This is a genomic window from Streptomyces sp. NPDC055400 (genome assembly GCF_053644375.1).
This window is the reverse complement of the sequence record NZ_JBSHLM010000006.1, coordinates 76,597-91,759: the sequence shown is the minus strand read 5'-3', so window position 1 is coordinate 91,759 and position 15,163 is coordinate 76,597. Positions and strand designations below refer to the sequence as shown.

Here is a 15,163-nt window from a genome sequence, read left to right as displayed (position 1 = left end):
CCCCAACCAACCCGCATGCCCGAACACCCCCGCCCGCCCCCTCGTTTTCCGGACAGGGAGTCCGTATGCCCGCCACACCCGAGGCGGCCCCGGCCGTCGAGCAGCACACCATCGACCACGTCCCCGAGAACGAGCGCCACGGCCGCGTCCGTGACCTGTTCACGATGTGGTTCGGCACGAACATCGCGCCGTTGCCGCTGGTCACCGGCGCCATGGGCGTCCAGGTGTTCCACCAGTCGTTCTGGTCCAGCGTCCTCGCGATCCTGGTCGGCCAGCTCGTCGGCGCCGTCTTCATGGCGCTGCACTCGGCGCAGGGCCCGCAGCTCGGTGTCCCGCAGATGATCCAGAGCCGGGCGCAGTTCGGCAGCGTGGGCGCCCTGCTGATCGTGGTCGTGGCGGCGGCGATGTACATCGGCTTCTTCGCCTCGAACATCATCCTGGCCGGCAAGTCCCTGCACGGCCTCGCGCCCGCCGTGCCGGTCGACGCGGGCATCGTGCTCGGGGCGCTCGGCTCGGCCCTGATCTGCTGGGTCGGCTACCGCCTCATCCACACCCTCAACAAGATCGCGACGTGGGTGCTCGGTGCGGGCATCCTGGTCGGCCTCGCCGTGGTGGCCGGGCGCGGCCTGCCCGACGGCTTCTTCTCGACGGGCTCCTTCACGTTCGCGGGCTGGCTCGCGACGGTGTCCCTGAGCGCCCTGTGGCAGCTGGCCTTCGCCCCGTACGTCTCCGACTACTCGCGCTACCTGCCGCGCACCGTCCGTACGGCGTCGACCTTCTGGGCCACGTACTGGGGCTCGTGTCTCGGCTCGACGCTGCCGTTCCTCGCGGGCACGGTGATCGGCCTCGCGTCGCCCGGCACGGACGACACGGTGGCGGGCTTCGACAGCGCGGCGGGCGCCTTCGGCCCGGTCGTGCTGCTCCTGTTCCTCTTCTCGGTCATCAACCACAACGCGCTCAACCTCTACGGCGCGGTGCTGTCGCTGATCACCATCTGCCAGACGTTCCGCCCCGCGTGGACCCCGCGCCAGAGGGCACGCGGCGCCGTCTCCGCGGTGGTCCTCGTGGCCGCGCTGACCATCGCGACGGCCCTGTCGAGCGACTTCGTCTCCAGCTTCGTGAACCTCGTACTGGTCCTGCTCGTCGTCCTCGTCCCCTGGACGGCGATCAACCTGATCGACTTCTACCTCGTCCACCGCGGGCGCTACGCGCTCGGCGACCTCTTCGCTCCCGACGGCGGACGCTACGGCCGCTTCAACCCGGTGGCCCTGACGTCGTACGCGATCGGCATCGCCGTCCAACTCCCCTTCGTCGCCACGTCGCTGTACACGGGCCCGCTGGTAGCACCCCTCGGCGGCGCGGACCTGTCGTGGCTCGTGGGACTGGTGGTGACGGCGCCGGTGTACTACGTGTGGGCGCGGAGGGTGGCGATGGGGGGCGGGAGCGCGGTGGCGGAGACGGAGACGGGGGTGGCGCCGGAGTCGGCTTCGGCGACGGCGTGACGGCGGCTCGCCCGGCGGCGCACCACGAACAACGCCTCGTCGGGCGACAACGTCAACTCAACGACGCACGACACCCCAAGGGCGAGCCGCCCAGCGACGGGGCGCCGGTATTCAGCTCAACCAGGCACCTCCCGCCGGGGGCGGCTCATCGTGCGGCAGGACGATCTCGGGGCCGTCGGGCACGAGGCGTTCTCGCTGCACGCCCGGCTGGGCAGCAGGTCGACATCGCGGGTGCCGGCGCGGACGAGCACGGCTCAGGTTCCACCATGCAGGCCGCTGCCGAGCTGAAGAGCCATCACTTCGGGGCCGGTGGCGAGCTCGAGACCACAACTGGGACCCGGGAACGGCCACGCGGATCGGCCCGACCGAAGTGACCGACGCGGACATGGCGCGCCTCCACACGACGGGTCTGGCCAGGGAGCTCGACATGAGAGGCAGCGGTTCGGTGCAGCACTACGACCTGAGGTCGGGACCCGCGAAGCTTCCCGACCCGGCCGATCCCGGACGGGACGGGACCCGTACTGACATCGGACGCAATGGGGATGCACGGTGAGGGCGAGGACCGGATCGATGGTGCCGGTGCGGGGAGCGTCCGCCGGTGCGCTGTGCCTCGCGGCCCTCGCACTGCTCACGGCTTGCTCGGGTGGCTCCGATGACGGCACCAGGACCGGCACCGGACGTGACACGGACGCGGATACGCGCGGACAAGTCCCGGCCTGGAAGGCGGGAGTGACCCCCGCAGCGATCGGTGAGCTGATGCACGTACAGATCCCTGCCGAGGCCATGGACCGGCGTGCCGCGTACCAGAACGGGTTCCAGGACGATGGCCTTCTTCTGGCCTTTACGGTGCCGACAGCGCGCGTGGACACGTTTGTGAACCGGCTCGCCCCCGAGCAGGAACTCACCCACCGCGCCAAGCCCTTGCAGCAGTCGGTGAAGCCCATGACGCCGTTCGCGCACCTCGGACTCAAGGAACCGGAGACGCTTGCCGACGTCCGCAGCGGACCCGTGTGCGCGCCCTGCGCCGGCGAGCTGAACTCCCTTGAGGTGACGGTGCATCCCCTCGATGCGCGGACCAGCCAGGTCTATCTGCGTGGGGTCGACTGACCCGGCACCATCCACCGACCGGTGGACAGCCCGTTCCACCGGTCGAGGCTGCCGCGGGCACCGCCCCGCCGAGCACCGTCTCGGGCACGATGGTGATGCGCGGCGGGCTGCTGGAGAGGCGCTGACCGCGCTGACCCCCGTGACCGCAGGGGCTGTGGTGGCTGGAGAGGCGGTGCGTGGGGCCCCGCCCTACGATGGGTCCGGGTTCTTCCTGTGGGTTCTTCCTCACATGGTTGGAGTCAGCTCATGACGCATTCGACCCGGGGATTGCGCAGGGGGGCTGTGACCGCCGTAGCGGTGGGAACGCTCACGGTGCCGATAGCGGGTGGGTCCGCGTTCGCCACGCCGGCCTCCGTGGCCGCCGGCTCCATTTCCGCCTCCGTCATCCGCGCCGCCGACCCGCCCTCCCCGTCCGATTCCGGGTCGACGGCTCCGGGACAGGTTCAGAAGCTCACTCCCGCCGTGGAGAAGGAGCTCGACGCCGCCGTGCAGAAGGTCATGCGTGAGGCGAACGTTCCGGGTGTGACCTTCGGTGTGTGGACGCCGGACAAGGGCGAGTACGTGAAGTCCTACGGCGTCGCCGACAAGAGCACCGGCCAGAAGATGTCGCCCGGCCTGCACATACGGATCGGCAGCGAGACCAAGACGTTCACCGTCACGTCGATCCTGAAGCTGGTCGACGAGAAGAAGGTCGGCCTGGACGACCCGATCGGCACGTACATCGACGGGGTCCCCAACGGTGACAAGATCACCATCCGCCAGCTGGCCGAGATGCGCAGCGGACTCTTCAACTACTCGGCGGACGACGGCTTCTACAAGGCGCTGACGTCCGATCCGGAGCGGCCGTTCACACCGCAGCAGCTCCTCGACTACTCGTTCAAGCACCCCGTGCTGTTCGAGCCGGGCAAGGAGTTCTCCTACTGCAACACCAACCTCATCCTGCTCGGCCTCGTGGTCGAGAAGGAGAGCGGGCAGCCCCTCGACGAGTACATCAAGGACAACATCCTCACGCCGGCCGGCATGAAGCAGACGCTGTTCCCGACCGGCAACGAGTTCCCGGAGCCGCACGCGCAGGGCTACACGAACCAGACCGCGAGCGGGAAGGTCGAGGACACGGTCGACTGGAACCCGTCCTGGGGCTGGGCGGCAGGCGCGATGATCTCCACCCTCGACGACCTGCGTATCTGGGCACCCACGGTCGCCACGGGCAAGTTCCCCAACGGCGACGCGATGATCAGCCCCGCCACGCAGAAGCAGCGCCTCATCACCCCGAAGACCACGATCCCGGGCGCGGGCTACGGCCTCGGCATCTTCAACGTCCAGGGCTGGACAGGCCACAACGGCTCCCTGCCGGGCTACGAGTCCCTGACGATCTACCTGCCGTCGGCCGAGGCGACCCTCGTGGTGCTCCTGAACACGGACATCGACCACGACAACTCGGAGCCGAGCACCCTCGTCGGCCAGGCGATCACCAAGATCATCTCCCCTGACAACGTGTTCGACCTCCCGGCACAGCCTGCGGCAAGGTGACGAACGCGCTCCGGGACGGGACATGAAAATGCCTCCCACCCGCGCCGTTCGCGCAGGTGGGAGGCATGATCGGGAAGGCTACTTCTTCTTGCCCTGGTTCTTGACCGCCTCGATCGCCGCCGCGGCCGCGTCCGGGTCCAGGTAGGTGCCGCCCGCCTTCAGTGGCTTGAAGTCCGCGTCGAGCTCGTAGGACAGCGGGATGCCCGTCGGGATGTTCAGGCCCGCGATGTCGGCGTCGGAGATGCCGTCGAGGTGCTTGACCAGGGCGCGCAGGCTGTTGCCGTGGGCCGCGACCAGGACCGTCTTGCCGTCCAGGAGGTCCGGGACGATGCCGTCGAACCAGTAGGGGAGCATCCGGACGACGACGTCCTTGAGGCACTCCGTCTGCGGGCGCAGCTCCGGCGGGAGGGTCGCGTAGCGCGCGTCGTCGAACTGGGAGTACTCCGCGTCGCGGGCCAGCGGCGGCGGCGGGGTGTCGTACGAGCGGCGCCAGAGCATGAACTGCTCCTCGCCGAACTCGGCCAGCGTCTGCGCCTTGTCCTTGCCCTGGAGCGCACCGTAATGCCGCTCGTTCAGGCGCCACGAGCGGTGGACGGGGATCCAGTGGCGGTCCGCGGCCTCCAGCGACAGCTGGGCCGTACGGATCGCGCGCTTCTGGAGCGAGGTGTGTACGACATCGGGGAGCAGGCCTGCGTCCTTGAGCAGCTCACCGCCGCGGACTGCCTCCTTCTCGCCCTTCTCGTTGAGATTGACGTCCACCCAACCGGTGAACAGGTTCTTCGCGTTCCATTCGCTCTCGCCGTGGCGGAGGAGGATCAGCTTGTACGGTGCGTCGGCCATGGCTCCGAGCCTAATCCAAGCCTCCGGCGCCCCGCGCGCCCGGCCACGGGCCGGACGGTACGGGCCGGGAGCGCCGGCCGTCGATTGACGGCAGCCGTCAATTGAGTGGCTGCGGCCGCCCTCCCCCACGTAAGTTACGGACTGGGCCGGCGCCGCTTACAGGCCCATCAGGCCGCACCCACGCCGCACACGCCCCAGGGGGGATCCGTCCCGATGTCCGTCACCGCTCTCAGACGGGCCGCACACGAGAGTGTGTCCGGTCTGCCGCGCCAGTTCTGGTGGCTGTGGACCAGCACCCTGATCAACCGCCTCGGCGGCTTCGTCCTCACGTTCATGGCGCTGTACCTCACCACCGAGCGCCACTTCTCCGCCTCGTTCGCGGGTCTCGTCGCCGCGCTCATCGGGCTCGGCGGCATGATCGCGTCGGTGCTCGGCGGGGTGCTCGCGGACCGGATCGGACGGCGGCCCACCCTCCTCGCGGCGCAGCTGTCGACCGCCGCGACCGTCGCCGTCCTCGCCTTCGTGCGCGACCCCGCCGGGATCGCGGTGACCGGCTTCCTGCTCGGCGTCGCCTCGAACGCGTCGCGTCCCGCCGTGCAGGCGATGATGGCCGACCTCGTCGCGCCGCAGGACCGCGTGCGGGCCTTCTCCCTCAACTACTGGGCCATCAACCTCGGCTTCGCCGTCTCCTCCGTCTACGCCGGATTCCTCGTCGCCGCCAGCTACACCGCCGGCTTCCTCCTCGAGGCCGCGATGACGCTGGCCTGCGCGGTCCTGGTGTTCGTGAAGGTGCCCGAGTCGCGGCCCGAGCGCGCCGAGCCGAAGCCCGACGCGGCGCCCGTCGCCGACGTGACGATGCTGACCGTCCTGCGCGACGGCCGGTACATGCTGATGGTGGGACTGTCGTTCCTCATCTCCGTCGTCTTCACGCAGTCCTCGTCCGGGCTGCCCATCGTCATGGGGCAGGCGGGTCTCAGCAGTTCGGACGTCGGGCTCGTCGCCGCCGTCAACGGCATCGTGATCGTGGCGCTGCAGATCCCGCTGACCCGCTTCATAGAGAAGCGCGACGCGGGCCGGCTCCTGACGGTCTCCTCGCTCCTCATCGGCTACGGCTTCGCGCTCACCGCGTTCGCCGGGTCGATCGCCGCGTACGCCCTGATCGTCGTCGTGTGGACCCTCGGCGAGATGATCAACGCCCCCACGCAGTCCGGCCTCGTGGCGCGGCTCGCCCCGACCCATGGGCGCGGCCGCTACCAGGGCATGTACTCGATGTCGTGGTCGGTGGCGGCCCTGGTCGCGCCGCTCGCGTCGGGCGTGACGATCGACCGGTTCGGCGCGGGGTGGCTGTGGGCGGGCTGCGCGGCGATCGGGACGGTCGCGGCGGCCGGGTACTGGATCCTGATGCGGGGGCTGCCCGCGGAGGAACACCCCGTCGCCCCCGTCCCCAGCCCCGAGAAGACCGGGACCGAGCCCGAGCTCACCGCCTGACACTCACTGCCTGACGCTCACCGTCTGACCGACGACCGCTGCGCGTCGTACAGGTTCCGCGGCCGGACCGTGTCCGACACCCCGTCGCCGTACAGCTCGAGCCGCGCACGCAGGTCGCCGGTGAAGTCCGGGACATCGATCTGGTCGAACTCGCGGACGGTGTTGACGGCGACGGTCGCGCTGTACGGCGCGAGTCCGTCGATGCGCATCAGGCCGGCGCGCTGATTCGTGACGCGGATGTTCCAGTGCGTGAAGCGCGCCCCGAAGAGCGGTCCGGCGGATGCGTCGCCGCCGTGCCGGCCGTTGTTGTTCACCGTGATGTCCGTGCGCACGTTCGCGAAGGGCATGCCGCGGTGCGAGTCGAACGTGCCCATCTCCATCTCGCCGCGCGACCACACGTTGTACGACGACAGGCCCTCGACGTTGATGCCGTGCAGCTGCGTGCCCGCGGGGGCGGGGACGGTGCGCTGCTCGATCGTGAACGACTCGACGAGGTTGTCGTGGGAGCCCTCGCGGCAGAAGTACGGGTGGTGCGAGCCGCGGCCGGCGACGCGGGTGCGGCGCAGGGTGCAGGCGGACGCGGCGACCAGGCCGAAGCCGTTGTCGACGTGGCGGACGGTGACGTCGTCGGCCCAGCAGTCGTACGCGCACTGGAACGCGACGCCGTTGTAGCCCTTGTCGAGGAGGTGCTGGGACTGCGGGGTCTCGACCGCTTCGAGGGTCAGCGCCTCGACGCCCGAGCCGGTCAGGGCGCCGGCGTGCGTGGTCAGCCGCGGGTCCCACTCCGGGCGTACGTCGAGAGGGAGCGGGCGTTCGAAGGTGACACGGCGGCCGTGCACGGATTCGATCCGTACGGGCCATTCGTAGGGGACGTACGAGGTCAGCTTGGTCTTGTCGTCCCAGAAGTACGCCTCGGGGCCGGGGCCGCCGCCCGCCATGTGTTCGAGGAGGGTGTGCCCGGGGTCGTCGGCGAGGCGCAGGAGGACCAGGTCGCCGCGCGAGAGGCGGGTCGCGTCGGCGACCGTCACCGACCAGGAGCCGCGGGTGGCCGGTTCGACCGCCGTGAGCGTGTCCCACGCGTCGCGCTTGTTGCCCGTCCAGCCCTCGAAGGGCCATGCCTTCGCCCTGATCGCGTCGGTCAGGGTGCGGAAGCGGTCCTCGGGGCAGAGCCAGACCAGGCCGCCCGCCCAGGACCAGCTGGACTTGTCGCCTCCGTAGCGGGAGCCGTAGACGCCGATGAGTTCGGTGAGGCTGCGGGTCGCGTACAGCTTGGTGCGGGTGCTGCCCGCGCCGCGCAGGACGACGCCACTGTGACCGATGCGGATGAGGTCGTCGATGCGGTACGTGCCCGGGGGCAGGTGGACCGTGCCCCCGCCGGCCTGTCCGGCGTCGGCGAGGGCACGGTTGATCGCAGGGGCGGCGTCGGCCGAGCCGTCGGGGCGCGCGCCGTAGTCGCGTACGACGTCGGCGACGACGCGGGGGCGGGCGAAGCCGTGCCGGCCCGTGCGGTATCCGGCCCGGCCGACGTACGGGATCTGCGGGTGCGTATAGGGGGTGCGGGTGAACTCGCGCCAGATGGGCGGCACTTCACCGGAGGGGGCCGTGGCGGCCCGCGCGCCGGTTCCCGTCGCCGTCATGGCCGCCACCGCGATCGCGCTGCCCAACAACCCGCGTCTGCTGAGGTTCTCCACCGCCGCCACCCTCCACACGATTCCATACGTTCAACCACGTGAACGCTGTTCATGTCTGCGTCGGCCGCGAGCATGCCATGGCGACCTCCGTGGCGGAAGGGGGCGGGCAACAGTGAACGGGCGGGAGGGAAGGGCTACTTGGCGGGGCGGTGGGTCAGGTTCGTGAACGCGTCGAGGTTGCGCGTGGACTCCCCGCGCGACACCCGCCAGGCGTACTCACGGCGGATCGCGCTCGCGAAACCGAGCTCGAGGAGCGTGTTGAACGCGCCGTCCGCGGCCTCCAGGACCGAGCCGAGGAGGCGGTCGACCTCGTCCGGGGTGACGGCCGCGAGGGGCAGCTTGCCCGTGAGGTAGACGTCGCCGAGCTGGTCGACTGCGTAACTCACGCCGTACAGACGGAGGTTGCGCTCCAGGAGCCAGCGGTGGACACCCTGCTCGTTCTCGTCCGGGTGCCGGATCACGAACGCGTTCAGCGAGAGCGAGTGCTTGCCGACGAGCAGCGAGAGCGTCGTCGACAGCTTGCGCGTCCCGGGCAGCTTCACGACGTACGACGTGCCGGGCTCGGGGCTCTCCCACTCGAGCTCGGCCTCGGTGAGGACCTGCTCGATGACCGCCGCCGCGCCGGCCATGGTGCTGTCAGCCATGCAGCGAGGGTACGTGACGGGGGTGGCGGTGCTCGTAGGTGGCCGCCGTGTACACATCGGCCGTCGCGGAGGCCGCCGTGTCCCAGCCGAAGCCCTGCGCGTGCGCCGCCGCCGCGGCGCCCATGCTGTCCACAAGCTGTGGATGGTCGGCGAACTCGCCGAGCCTGCGCGCGTACGCCGCCGGGTCGTGGCCCGGGACCAGGAAGCCGGTCGACTCGTCGCGCACGGCGACGGGCAGACCGCCGACCGCGGCCGCGATCACCGGCGTACCGGCCGCCTGGGCCTCTATGGCGACGAGCCCGAAGGACTCGTTGTACGACGGCATGACGAGGACGGATGCCGCGCGGAACCAGTCCGCGAGCTGGTCCTGCCCGACCGGGGGGCGGAAGCGGACGACGTCGGCGATGCCGAGCCTGGCGGCGAGCTTCTGCAGCCCCTCCGGCTTGGCCAGACCGCTGCCGCTGGGGCCGCCCACGACGGGCACGACCATCCGCGAGCGCAGCTCGGGCCGCTCGTCGAGGAGGACGGCGACGGCCCTGAGCAGGATGTCCGGCGCCTTCAGGGGCTGGATACGGCCCGCGAACAGCGGGATGAGGGCGTCCTGGGGCAGGCCGAGGCGGTGCCGGGCGGCGGCGCGGCCGTCGGCGGGGCAGAAGCGCTCCAGGTTCACGCCGGGGTGGACGACCGCGACCTTGGCGGCGTCGGCCTCGTAGTGGCGTACGAGCTCGTCGGCCTCCTCCGCCGTGTTCGCGATGAGGCGGTCGGCGGCGCGGACGATCTGGGTCTCACCGATGACGCGCGCGGCGGGCTCGGGAGTGTCGCCCTCGGCGAGCGCGGCGTTCTTGACCTTGGCCATGGTGTGCATGGCGTGCACGAGGGGGACGCCCCAGCGCTCGGCAGCCAGCCAGCCGACGTGACCGGAGAGCCAGTAGTGCGAGTGAACGAGGTCGTAGTGGCCCGGCCGGTGGCCCGCCCACGCCTGCATCACGCCGTGCGTGAAGGCGCACAGCTGGGCCGGCAGCTCCTCCTTGGCGAGGCCCTCGTACGGGCCCGCGTCCACGTGCCGGACCAGGACACCGGGCGACAGCTCTACGGCAGGGGGCAGCGCGCCGGTCGTGGCGCGCGTGAAGATCTCGACCTCGATGTTGATCGCGGCGAGGCGCTTGGCGAGCTCGACGATGTAGACGTTCATGCCGCCCGCGTCGCCCGTGCCGGGCTGGTGGAGCGGTGACGTGTGCACGCTCAGCATGGCGACCCGACGCGGTCTGCGGTGCGCGCCGGGGAACCTGAGCCGCTGGGACGAGGCCCCGGAACGGCGGAGCCTGGACACGTACTGGCTCACGTGGCGGTCCTCCTTGCTGCGGGCACGTCGTCGGGGGCCCGTGACCGCGGGCGCGGAGCCCGGGCGTGAGCCCCCCTTCAGCGGCTGCAACACCTGATCTCTCCGCTCCATTTCCGTTTTGCCGAATCATTACCGTCGGGGGCTCAACCCCGGGACCGCGGACCCGGCGCATACCCTCGTAGCCATGAGCCCGCGCCCCCCGTCCCGCCCCGTGGGAACGGTCACACGCGGGACCACCAACCCCAATCGCCTGCGCCGCATGGACCGCTGGATCGCGGCCACGCACGGCGCCGCCCTGCGCCGCGCCGACCACCCCGTCGCCGTCGACCTCGGCTACGGCGCCGCACCCTGGACCGCGGTCGAACTGCTCCAGCGGCTGCGCACCGTGGCACCACGCGCGAGCGTGGTGGGCATCGAGATCGAGCCCGCGCGGGTCGCCGCCGCCCTCCCCTACGAACGGGACGGCCTCACCTTCCGGCACGGCGGCTTCGAGGTGCCCCTCCCCCACGACCCGCTCCTGATCAGGGCCGCGAACGTGCTGCGCCAGTACGACGAGGACCAGGTCGCCGAGGTCTGGCGGCGGCTGACCGCGCGGCTCGCGCCCGGCGGGCTCCTGGTCGAGGGGACCTGCGACGAGATCGGCCGCCGCCACGTGTGGGTGGCGCTCGGGCCACAGGGCCCGCGCACGGTCACCTTCGCGACGCGCCTCGGCTCCCTCGACCGCCCCTCCGACCTCGCCGAGCGCCTCCCCAAGGCCCTGATCCACCGCAATGTGCCGGGCGAGCCGGTCCACGCGTTCCTGCGCGACTTCGACCGCGCCTGGGCGGCGGCCGCCCCCTACGCCTCGTACGGGGCGCGGCAGCGCTGGATCCGGACGGCACGGGCGCTGAGCGCGGACTGGCCGGTGCTCGACCGGCCCGCGCGGTGGCGGCAGGGGGAAGTGACGGTCGCCTGGGGGGCGTTGGCGCCACGGGGCTGACGACGAACCGCCCGGAGCCGGAGGGAACGATCTCGCAGGGCCGTACGTCAGACGCTGCGGGAAGGGGCGCACGGGGCTGAGGGGTCGGACCGGGAGCGGATGGGGAGTTGTTGCCCGGGTCTGTCACATTCGGCGCCGCCATGGCACCATCCCCAGGGCATCCGTAAGTTACTGACGGTAAATCAGTTCTGGCGAGTCTTCACTGCTTGGGGGCGGAGCGCGATGAGCAAGCGGACCACGACAGTCATGGCGGCCGTGGCACTGGTCAGCGCGATGACGGTACTGACGGCGCCGGGAGCCGCGTACGCGAGTCCCGCGCGGCCCGCGCCGCCGTCAACGGCAGACAGAGGCCCTGACCTCGAGGCGGTCCGCGCCAAGCTCGACGGGCTCTACCACGACGCGGCCGTCGCCACGGAGGCGTACAACGCGGCCGAGGAGAAGGCCCACAAGCAGTCGGGACAGATCGTCCAACTGGCCAAGGACATCGTCGCCGGCCAGAAGAAGCTGGACCGTCTGAAGTCCCGTGCGGGCGCCGCGGCCCGCCAGCAGTACCGCAACGGCGGGATGCCGCCGGAGGCGCAGCTGATGCTCTCGGACAACCCCTCGCGGTTCCTGGACGGCGCGGACCGGATGCGGCAGGGGCAGCACGCCACCAAGGGACTCATGGGCGAGCTGACACGGACGCAGGAGGACCTGCAGACGTACGCCCAGGACGCCACGCGGAACTGGCAGAAGCTCGAGGCCAACCGCATGGAGAAGGCCCGGGCGCAGAAGAAGATCAAGAGCAAGATCGCGGAGGCCGAGAAGCTCGAGTCACAGCTCGAGAAGAAGGAGCGGGAGCGTCTGAAGGAGCTGGAGCAGCAGGCCGAGTACAAGCAGCAGACGGCCTGGCTCAGCTCGGGGGTCCTCAAGGACATCAAGGGCAGCGCGTCGGCGCGGGGCAAGAAGGCGGTCGCGTTCGCCACCGGCCAGCTCGGCAAGCCGTACGTGTGGGGCGCCGAAGGGCCCGGCTCGTACGACTGCTCGGGCCTGACCTCGCAGGCCTGGTCGGCGGCCGGGCGGCCGATCCCGCGGACCTCGCAGGAGCAGTGGAAGCAGCTCAAGCACATCGACATCAAGGACATGCGCCCCGGCGACCTGATCATTTACCACGACGACGCCAGCCACGTCGGGATGTATATAGGGGACGGCGCAATCGTGCACGCCCCCCGGCCCGGGCGGAACGTCACGGTCGCGGGCGCGGGCTCGATGACGATTCTCGGGGTCGTCCGCCCCGACGCGTGAAGGTCCGCGCGGGGCCGGCTGCCGTGAGCTGGGCCACGTGACCCACCACACTCCGAGGCCTCCGGTTGCAGTGAAACGACGTGACCTTCGTCATCCCCGAAAGGGCCGATGGGCCCTTTGGCGTGCCCAATTGCGTTAGCTGACGCGGCATATGACAGTGGCGGTTTGCCTCTCACCATTCCGTTGCCGGCCCGCCTACCGCTAAGGTCCACCGTCGGTGGTGCGACGACCTTCGCTCCACCACGCCCTCGGGGGGAGGGAAGGAACCGAGCGATGCCCGTACCCGTACCGCGGCAGAGAGCGATCCCGGCCGTGGAAGGTGGTCAGGCCGCGACTGTGCCGACGCCGCCCGTCACGCTGCCCCGGCAGCCCACGGCCTCCGGCGCCCAGAGCGGCGGAGGTGGCCCTCTGACGCTCCTCGTCATCGAGGACGACCCCACCGCCTCCTTCGGCGTGCCCGAACTGACCGACTCGGCGGGCAAGCCGATCCGTGTCCGTACCGCCCGCAACCTCACCGAGGCCGAGCGGCTCCTCACCGACGACGTCCACTGCATCCTGCTCGACCTCGCCCTGCCCGCGCCCGGCGCGGCCGCGGACGCCGACGAGCTGGAGACGCTGCGGCATGTCCTGCGCCTCGCGCCGCGGCACGCCGTCCTCGCCCTCACCGCGTCCGGCGACGCGGAGCGCGGCGCCGAGGCCGTACGCGTCGGCGCCCAGGACTATCTGTTCCGCGACGAGCTGGACGGCCGCCTGCTGGGCCGCGCCGTCCGCTACGCCGTCGAGCGCAAGCGCGCCGACGTCGCCCAGCGCAAGCTCGCCGAGTCCCGGCTGCGCGCCCAGGAGAACGCCCGCCTGGAGCGCGGCCTGCTCCCGACGCCGCTCCTGGACGGCTCCCCGCTGCGCTTCGCGGCCCGCTACCGCCCCGGCCGCTCCCGCGCGCTGCTCGGCGGCGACTTCTACGACGCCGTCCGCACGCCCGACGGCACGGTGCACGCCATGATCGGCGACGTCTGCGGGCACGGCCCCGACGAGGCGGCGCTCGGCGTCGAACTGCGCATCGCCTGGCGGGCGTTGACGTTCGCCGGCCTGTGCGGCGACGAACTGCTCTCCACGCTCCAGCAGGTCCTCGAACACGAGCGGGCGGACGACGAGATCTTCGCGACGCTGTGCACGGTCGACATCTCCCCCGACGGCCGCCGCGCGGGCCTGTGCCTGGCCGGGCACCCGTCGCCGCTGATCTCCCGCCCGACGTACTCCCGGGTCCCCGGCTCCGCCCGCGTCCCCGGGCCCCCGACCGCCGAGCTGCTCCCGTACGAGGACAACGGCCCGGCGCTCGGTCTGCTGCCGCGCGCCCGCTGGCCGCGCCGCCAGGTGGAGCTCGGCCCGACGTGGAGCCTGATGCTCTACACGGACGGCCTGATCGAGGGGCGGGTCGGCGACGGCAAGCAGCGCCTCGGCCAGGACGGCATGGTGGACATGGTGGGCCGCAGGCTGGCGGAGGGACTGCGCGGCGAGGAACTCATCGACGCGACGGTGAACGAGGCCCGCGACCTCAACGGCGGCGACCTCACGGACGACGTGGCCGTCGTCCTCCTGGACCGGGGGAACTAGCCCCTGAACCGAACCGGGGCGCTGACCGCGCCCCGGGAGCCCCCGGGAGCCGGAGGGGGCTCAGCGCCCGCCGTTGTACGGCCCGTACGGACCGTCGCTGCTGGAGCCGCCGCCACGGCGGCCCCGGCCGCCGCCCGACACCTGCTGGAGCGCGGGCCGCACGTCCACGAAGAAGACGATCGTCGCGACGAGCCCCGCGAGCTGCAGGAACAGCATCGGGATCAGGAGATTCACCGCGACCGCGATACCGAGGATGATCAGCCAGAACATCTTGTTCTGCTTGTCCGCCGCGCGGAACGCGTCCTCGCGCGAGAACGCGGCCATCACCAGAGCAACCACCGCGAGCACGAGCATGGCGGTGTAGAGCAGCCACATCAAGCCGCCGAAAGCCGACATCAGCACAACGCCCACCACCCGAGTCAGATCAGTCCTACGCGGTCACCGTACCCGGTGAACGGGCCGGACACTCGGTAAGTGCCCGGCCCGTCCCTCGGTACGCTCCGTACCGCTTTCCTTACCCCGCCGTGCCGCTACTTCGCGGAGGGCGTGGTCTTCTTCACGGTCGTCGTCTTCTTGGCCGGGGCCTTCTTCGCCGCCACCGGCTTCCTGGCGGAGGCATCGGTCGGCTGGGGCTTCGCGGCGGCCGTCTCGCCGGCCACGGGCTCCGCTGTCGGCTCGACGGCCTCGGCGACCTCGAGGATCTCGTCGGCCGCGTCACCGCGCCAGGCCCGCACGGTCTCCTCGCCGTGCTCGGCGACCTTCTCGTACGTCTCGCGGGCCTTGACGGCGTACTCGGCGGCGACGCCGACACCGCGCAGCGCGAGGTCCTGAGCGGTCTCGCCGAACTTCTTCAGGTCGGTGTCGAGGGTGCCGAGCACCTCGTTGACCTTGGCCTGGATGGCCGCCTGGGCCTCCTTGGCGCGGCCGGCCGCCTTCTCCTGAACGTCCTTCGGGTCGGTGTTGCGCACGGCCTCGAACCGGGCCGGGGCCTCGGCACGCAGGTGCTCCACGATGCCGGGCACCTTCTTCGCCTGCTGGTAGGCGAGCTCGGCCGTGCCGGCGGCGAAGTAGAGGGGGGTCGGGTTGCTGAGGGTCTTGCGCAGGTCGTCGGTGATGGCCATGGCGTGGTCCTCCCGGATCACATC

13 protein-coding genes are annotated in these 15,163 nt (G+C 71.2%); 7 read left to right on the top strand and 6 right to left on the bottom strand.

Going from position 1 to position 15,163, the window contains the following annotated elements:
* Positions 1–65: 65 nt before the first annotated feature.
* The 3 genes from ACWIGU_RS17425 (at position 66) to ACWIGU_RS17415 (ending at position 4,139) form a co-directional block, all read left to right on the top strand.
* Positions 66–1,502: a purine-cytosine permease family protein gene (locus ACWIGU_RS17425; protein ID WP_454401771.1), complete on the top strand. Its 1,437-nt coding sequence runs from the start codon at positions 66–68 to the stop codon at positions 1,500–1,502.
* Positions 1,503–2,072: 570 nt separating this feature from the next.
* Positions 2,073–2,609, top strand: coding sequence for a hypothetical protein (locus ACWIGU_RS17420; RefSeq protein ID WP_454401769.1), 537 nt, complete (start codon positions 2,073–2,075; stop codon positions 2,607–2,609).
* 246 nt (positions 2,610–2,855) lie between these two features.
* Entirely contained in the window at positions 2,856–4,139 is a 1,284-nt protein-coding gene (locus tag ACWIGU_RS17415) for a serine hydrolase domain-containing protein (RefSeq protein WP_454401767.1), read from the top strand.
* Positions 4,140–4,217: 78 nt separating this feature from the next.
* Here ACWIGU_RS17415 and ACWIGU_RS17410 read toward each other — a convergent pair whose 3' ends face one another.
* Positions 4,218–4,979: a phosphoglyceromutase gene (locus ACWIGU_RS17410; protein WP_356273824.1), complete on the bottom strand. Its 762-nt coding sequence runs from the start codon at positions 4,977–4,979 to the stop codon at positions 4,218–4,220.
* A gap of 213 nt (positions 4,980–5,192) precedes the next feature.
* Here ACWIGU_RS17410 and ACWIGU_RS17405 point away from each other — a divergent pair, with 213 nt between their 5' ends.
* On the top strand, positions 5,193–6,467 hold the full coding sequence (locus tag ACWIGU_RS17405) for an MDR family MFS transporter (RefSeq protein WP_454401765.1): 1,275 nt from the start codon (positions 5,193–5,195) through the stop codon (positions 6,465–6,467).
* Positions 6,468–6,484: 17 nt separating this feature from the next.
* On the opposite strand, the gene ACWIGU_RS17400 is transcribed toward ACWIGU_RS17405, so the two are convergent.
* From ACWIGU_RS17400 to mshA, 3 genes are all read right to left on the bottom strand, one after another.
* Positions 6,485–8,104 (bottom strand): glycoside hydrolase family 55 protein, encoded by a 1,620-nt coding sequence (locus tag ACWIGU_RS17400; protein ID WP_454402372.1) that lies wholly within the window; start codon positions 8,102–8,104, stop codon positions 6,485–6,487.
* A 188-nt stretch (positions 8,105–8,292) separates the two neighbouring features.
* Positions 8,293–8,787 carry a YbjN domain-containing protein gene (locus tag ACWIGU_RS17395; RefSeq protein ID WP_454402370.1) on the bottom strand — a complete coding sequence of 165 codons (495 nt, stop codon included), beginning with the start codon at positions 8,785–8,787 and terminating at the stop codon, positions 8,293–8,295.
* A 7-nt stretch (positions 8,788–8,794) separates the two neighbouring features.
* Positions 8,795–10,144, bottom strand: a complete 1,350-nt coding sequence (mshA, locus tag ACWIGU_RS17390) for a D-inositol-3-phosphate glycosyltransferase (RefSeq protein ID WP_454401763.1) — start codon at positions 10,142–10,144, stop codon at positions 8,795–8,797.
* 184 nt (positions 10,145–10,328) lie between these two features.
* Here mshA and ACWIGU_RS17385 point away from each other — a divergent pair, with 184 nt between their 5' ends.
* The 3 genes from ACWIGU_RS17385 to ACWIGU_RS17375 all read left to right on the top strand — a co-directional run bounded on the left by ACWIGU_RS17385 (position 10,329) and on the right by ACWIGU_RS17375 (position 14,018).
* On the top strand, positions 10,329–11,123 hold the full coding sequence (locus tag ACWIGU_RS17385) for a class I SAM-dependent methyltransferase (RefSeq protein ID WP_454401761.1): 795 nt from the start codon (positions 10,329–10,331) through the stop codon (positions 11,121–11,123).
* A 222-nt stretch (positions 11,124–11,345) separates the two neighbouring features.
* The gene (locus ACWIGU_RS17380) at positions 11,346–12,407 is read left to right on the top strand and encodes an NlpC/P60 family protein (protein WP_454401759.1); all 1,062 of its coding nucleotides are present in this window, start codon (positions 11,346–11,348) and stop codon (positions 12,405–12,407) included.
* A 273-nt stretch (positions 12,408–12,680) separates the two neighbouring features.
* Positions 12,681–14,018: a PP2C family protein-serine/threonine phosphatase gene (locus ACWIGU_RS17375; protein ID WP_454401757.1), complete on the top strand. Its 1,338-nt coding sequence runs from the start codon at positions 12,681–12,683 to the stop codon at positions 14,016–14,018.
* A 60-nt stretch (positions 14,019–14,078) separates the two neighbouring features.
* Here the strand turns inward: ACWIGU_RS17375 and ACWIGU_RS17370 are convergent, their stop codons facing one another.
* Positions 14,079–14,420 carry a DUF2516 family protein gene (locus ACWIGU_RS17370; protein WP_100595782.1) on the bottom strand — a complete coding sequence of 114 codons (342 nt, stop codon included), beginning with the start codon at positions 14,418–14,420 and terminating at the stop codon, positions 14,079–14,081.
* Between the two features lie 128 nt (positions 14,421–14,548).
* Positions 14,549–15,139, bottom strand: coding sequence for a hypothetical protein (locus ACWIGU_RS17365; protein ID WP_454401755.1), 591 nt, complete (start codon positions 15,137–15,139; stop codon positions 14,549–14,551).
* Positions 15,140–15,163: the final 24 nt, after the last annotated feature.

What these genes read in the sequence shown, in the direction of transcription:
- ACWIGU_RS17375 (WP_454401757.1), top strand. Translation starts at nt 12,681, where the DNA reads ATGCCCGTACCCGTACCGCGGCAGAGAGCGATCCCGGCCGTGGAAGGT.
- ACWIGU_RS17380 (WP_454401759.1), top strand. Translation starts at nt 11,346, where the DNA reads ATGAGCAAGCGGACCACGACAGTCATGGCGGCCGTGGCACTGGTCAGC.
- ACWIGU_RS17365 (WP_454401755.1), bottom strand. Translation starts at nt 15,139, where the DNA reads ATGGCCATCACCGACGACCTGCGCAAGACCCTCAGCAACCCGACCCCC.
- ACWIGU_RS17385 (WP_454401761.1), top strand. Translation starts at nt 10,329, where the DNA reads ATGAGCCCGCGCCCCCCGTCCCGCCCCGTGGGAACGGTCACACGCGGG.
- ACWIGU_RS17420 (WP_454401769.1), top strand. Translation starts at nt 2,073, where the DNA reads ATGGTGCCGGTGCGGGGAGCGTCCGCCGGTGCGCTGTGCCTCGCGGCC.
- ACWIGU_RS17395 (WP_454402370.1), bottom strand. Translation starts at nt 8,787, where the DNA reads ATGGCCGGCGCGGCGGCGGTCATCGAGCAGGTCCTCACCGAGGCCGAG.
- ACWIGU_RS17400 (WP_454402372.1), bottom strand. Translation starts at nt 8,104, where the DNA reads ATGACGGCGACGGGAACCGGCGCGCGGGCCGCCACGGCCCCCTCCGGT.
- ACWIGU_RS17425 (WP_454401771.1), top strand. Translation starts at nt 66, where the DNA reads ATGCCCGCCACACCCGAGGCGGCCCCGGCCGTCGAGCAGCACACCATC.
- ACWIGU_RS17415 (WP_454401767.1), top strand. Translation starts at nt 2,856, where the DNA reads ATGACGCATTCGACCCGGGGATTGCGCAGGGGGGCTGTGACCGCCGTA.
- ACWIGU_RS17405 (WP_454401765.1), top strand. Translation starts at nt 5,193, where the DNA reads ATGTCCGTCACCGCTCTCAGACGGGCCGCACACGAGAGTGTGTCCGGT.
- ACWIGU_RS17410 (WP_356273824.1), bottom strand. Translation starts at nt 4,979, where the DNA reads ATGGCCGACGCACCGTACAAGCTGATCCTCCTCCGCCACGGCGAGAGC.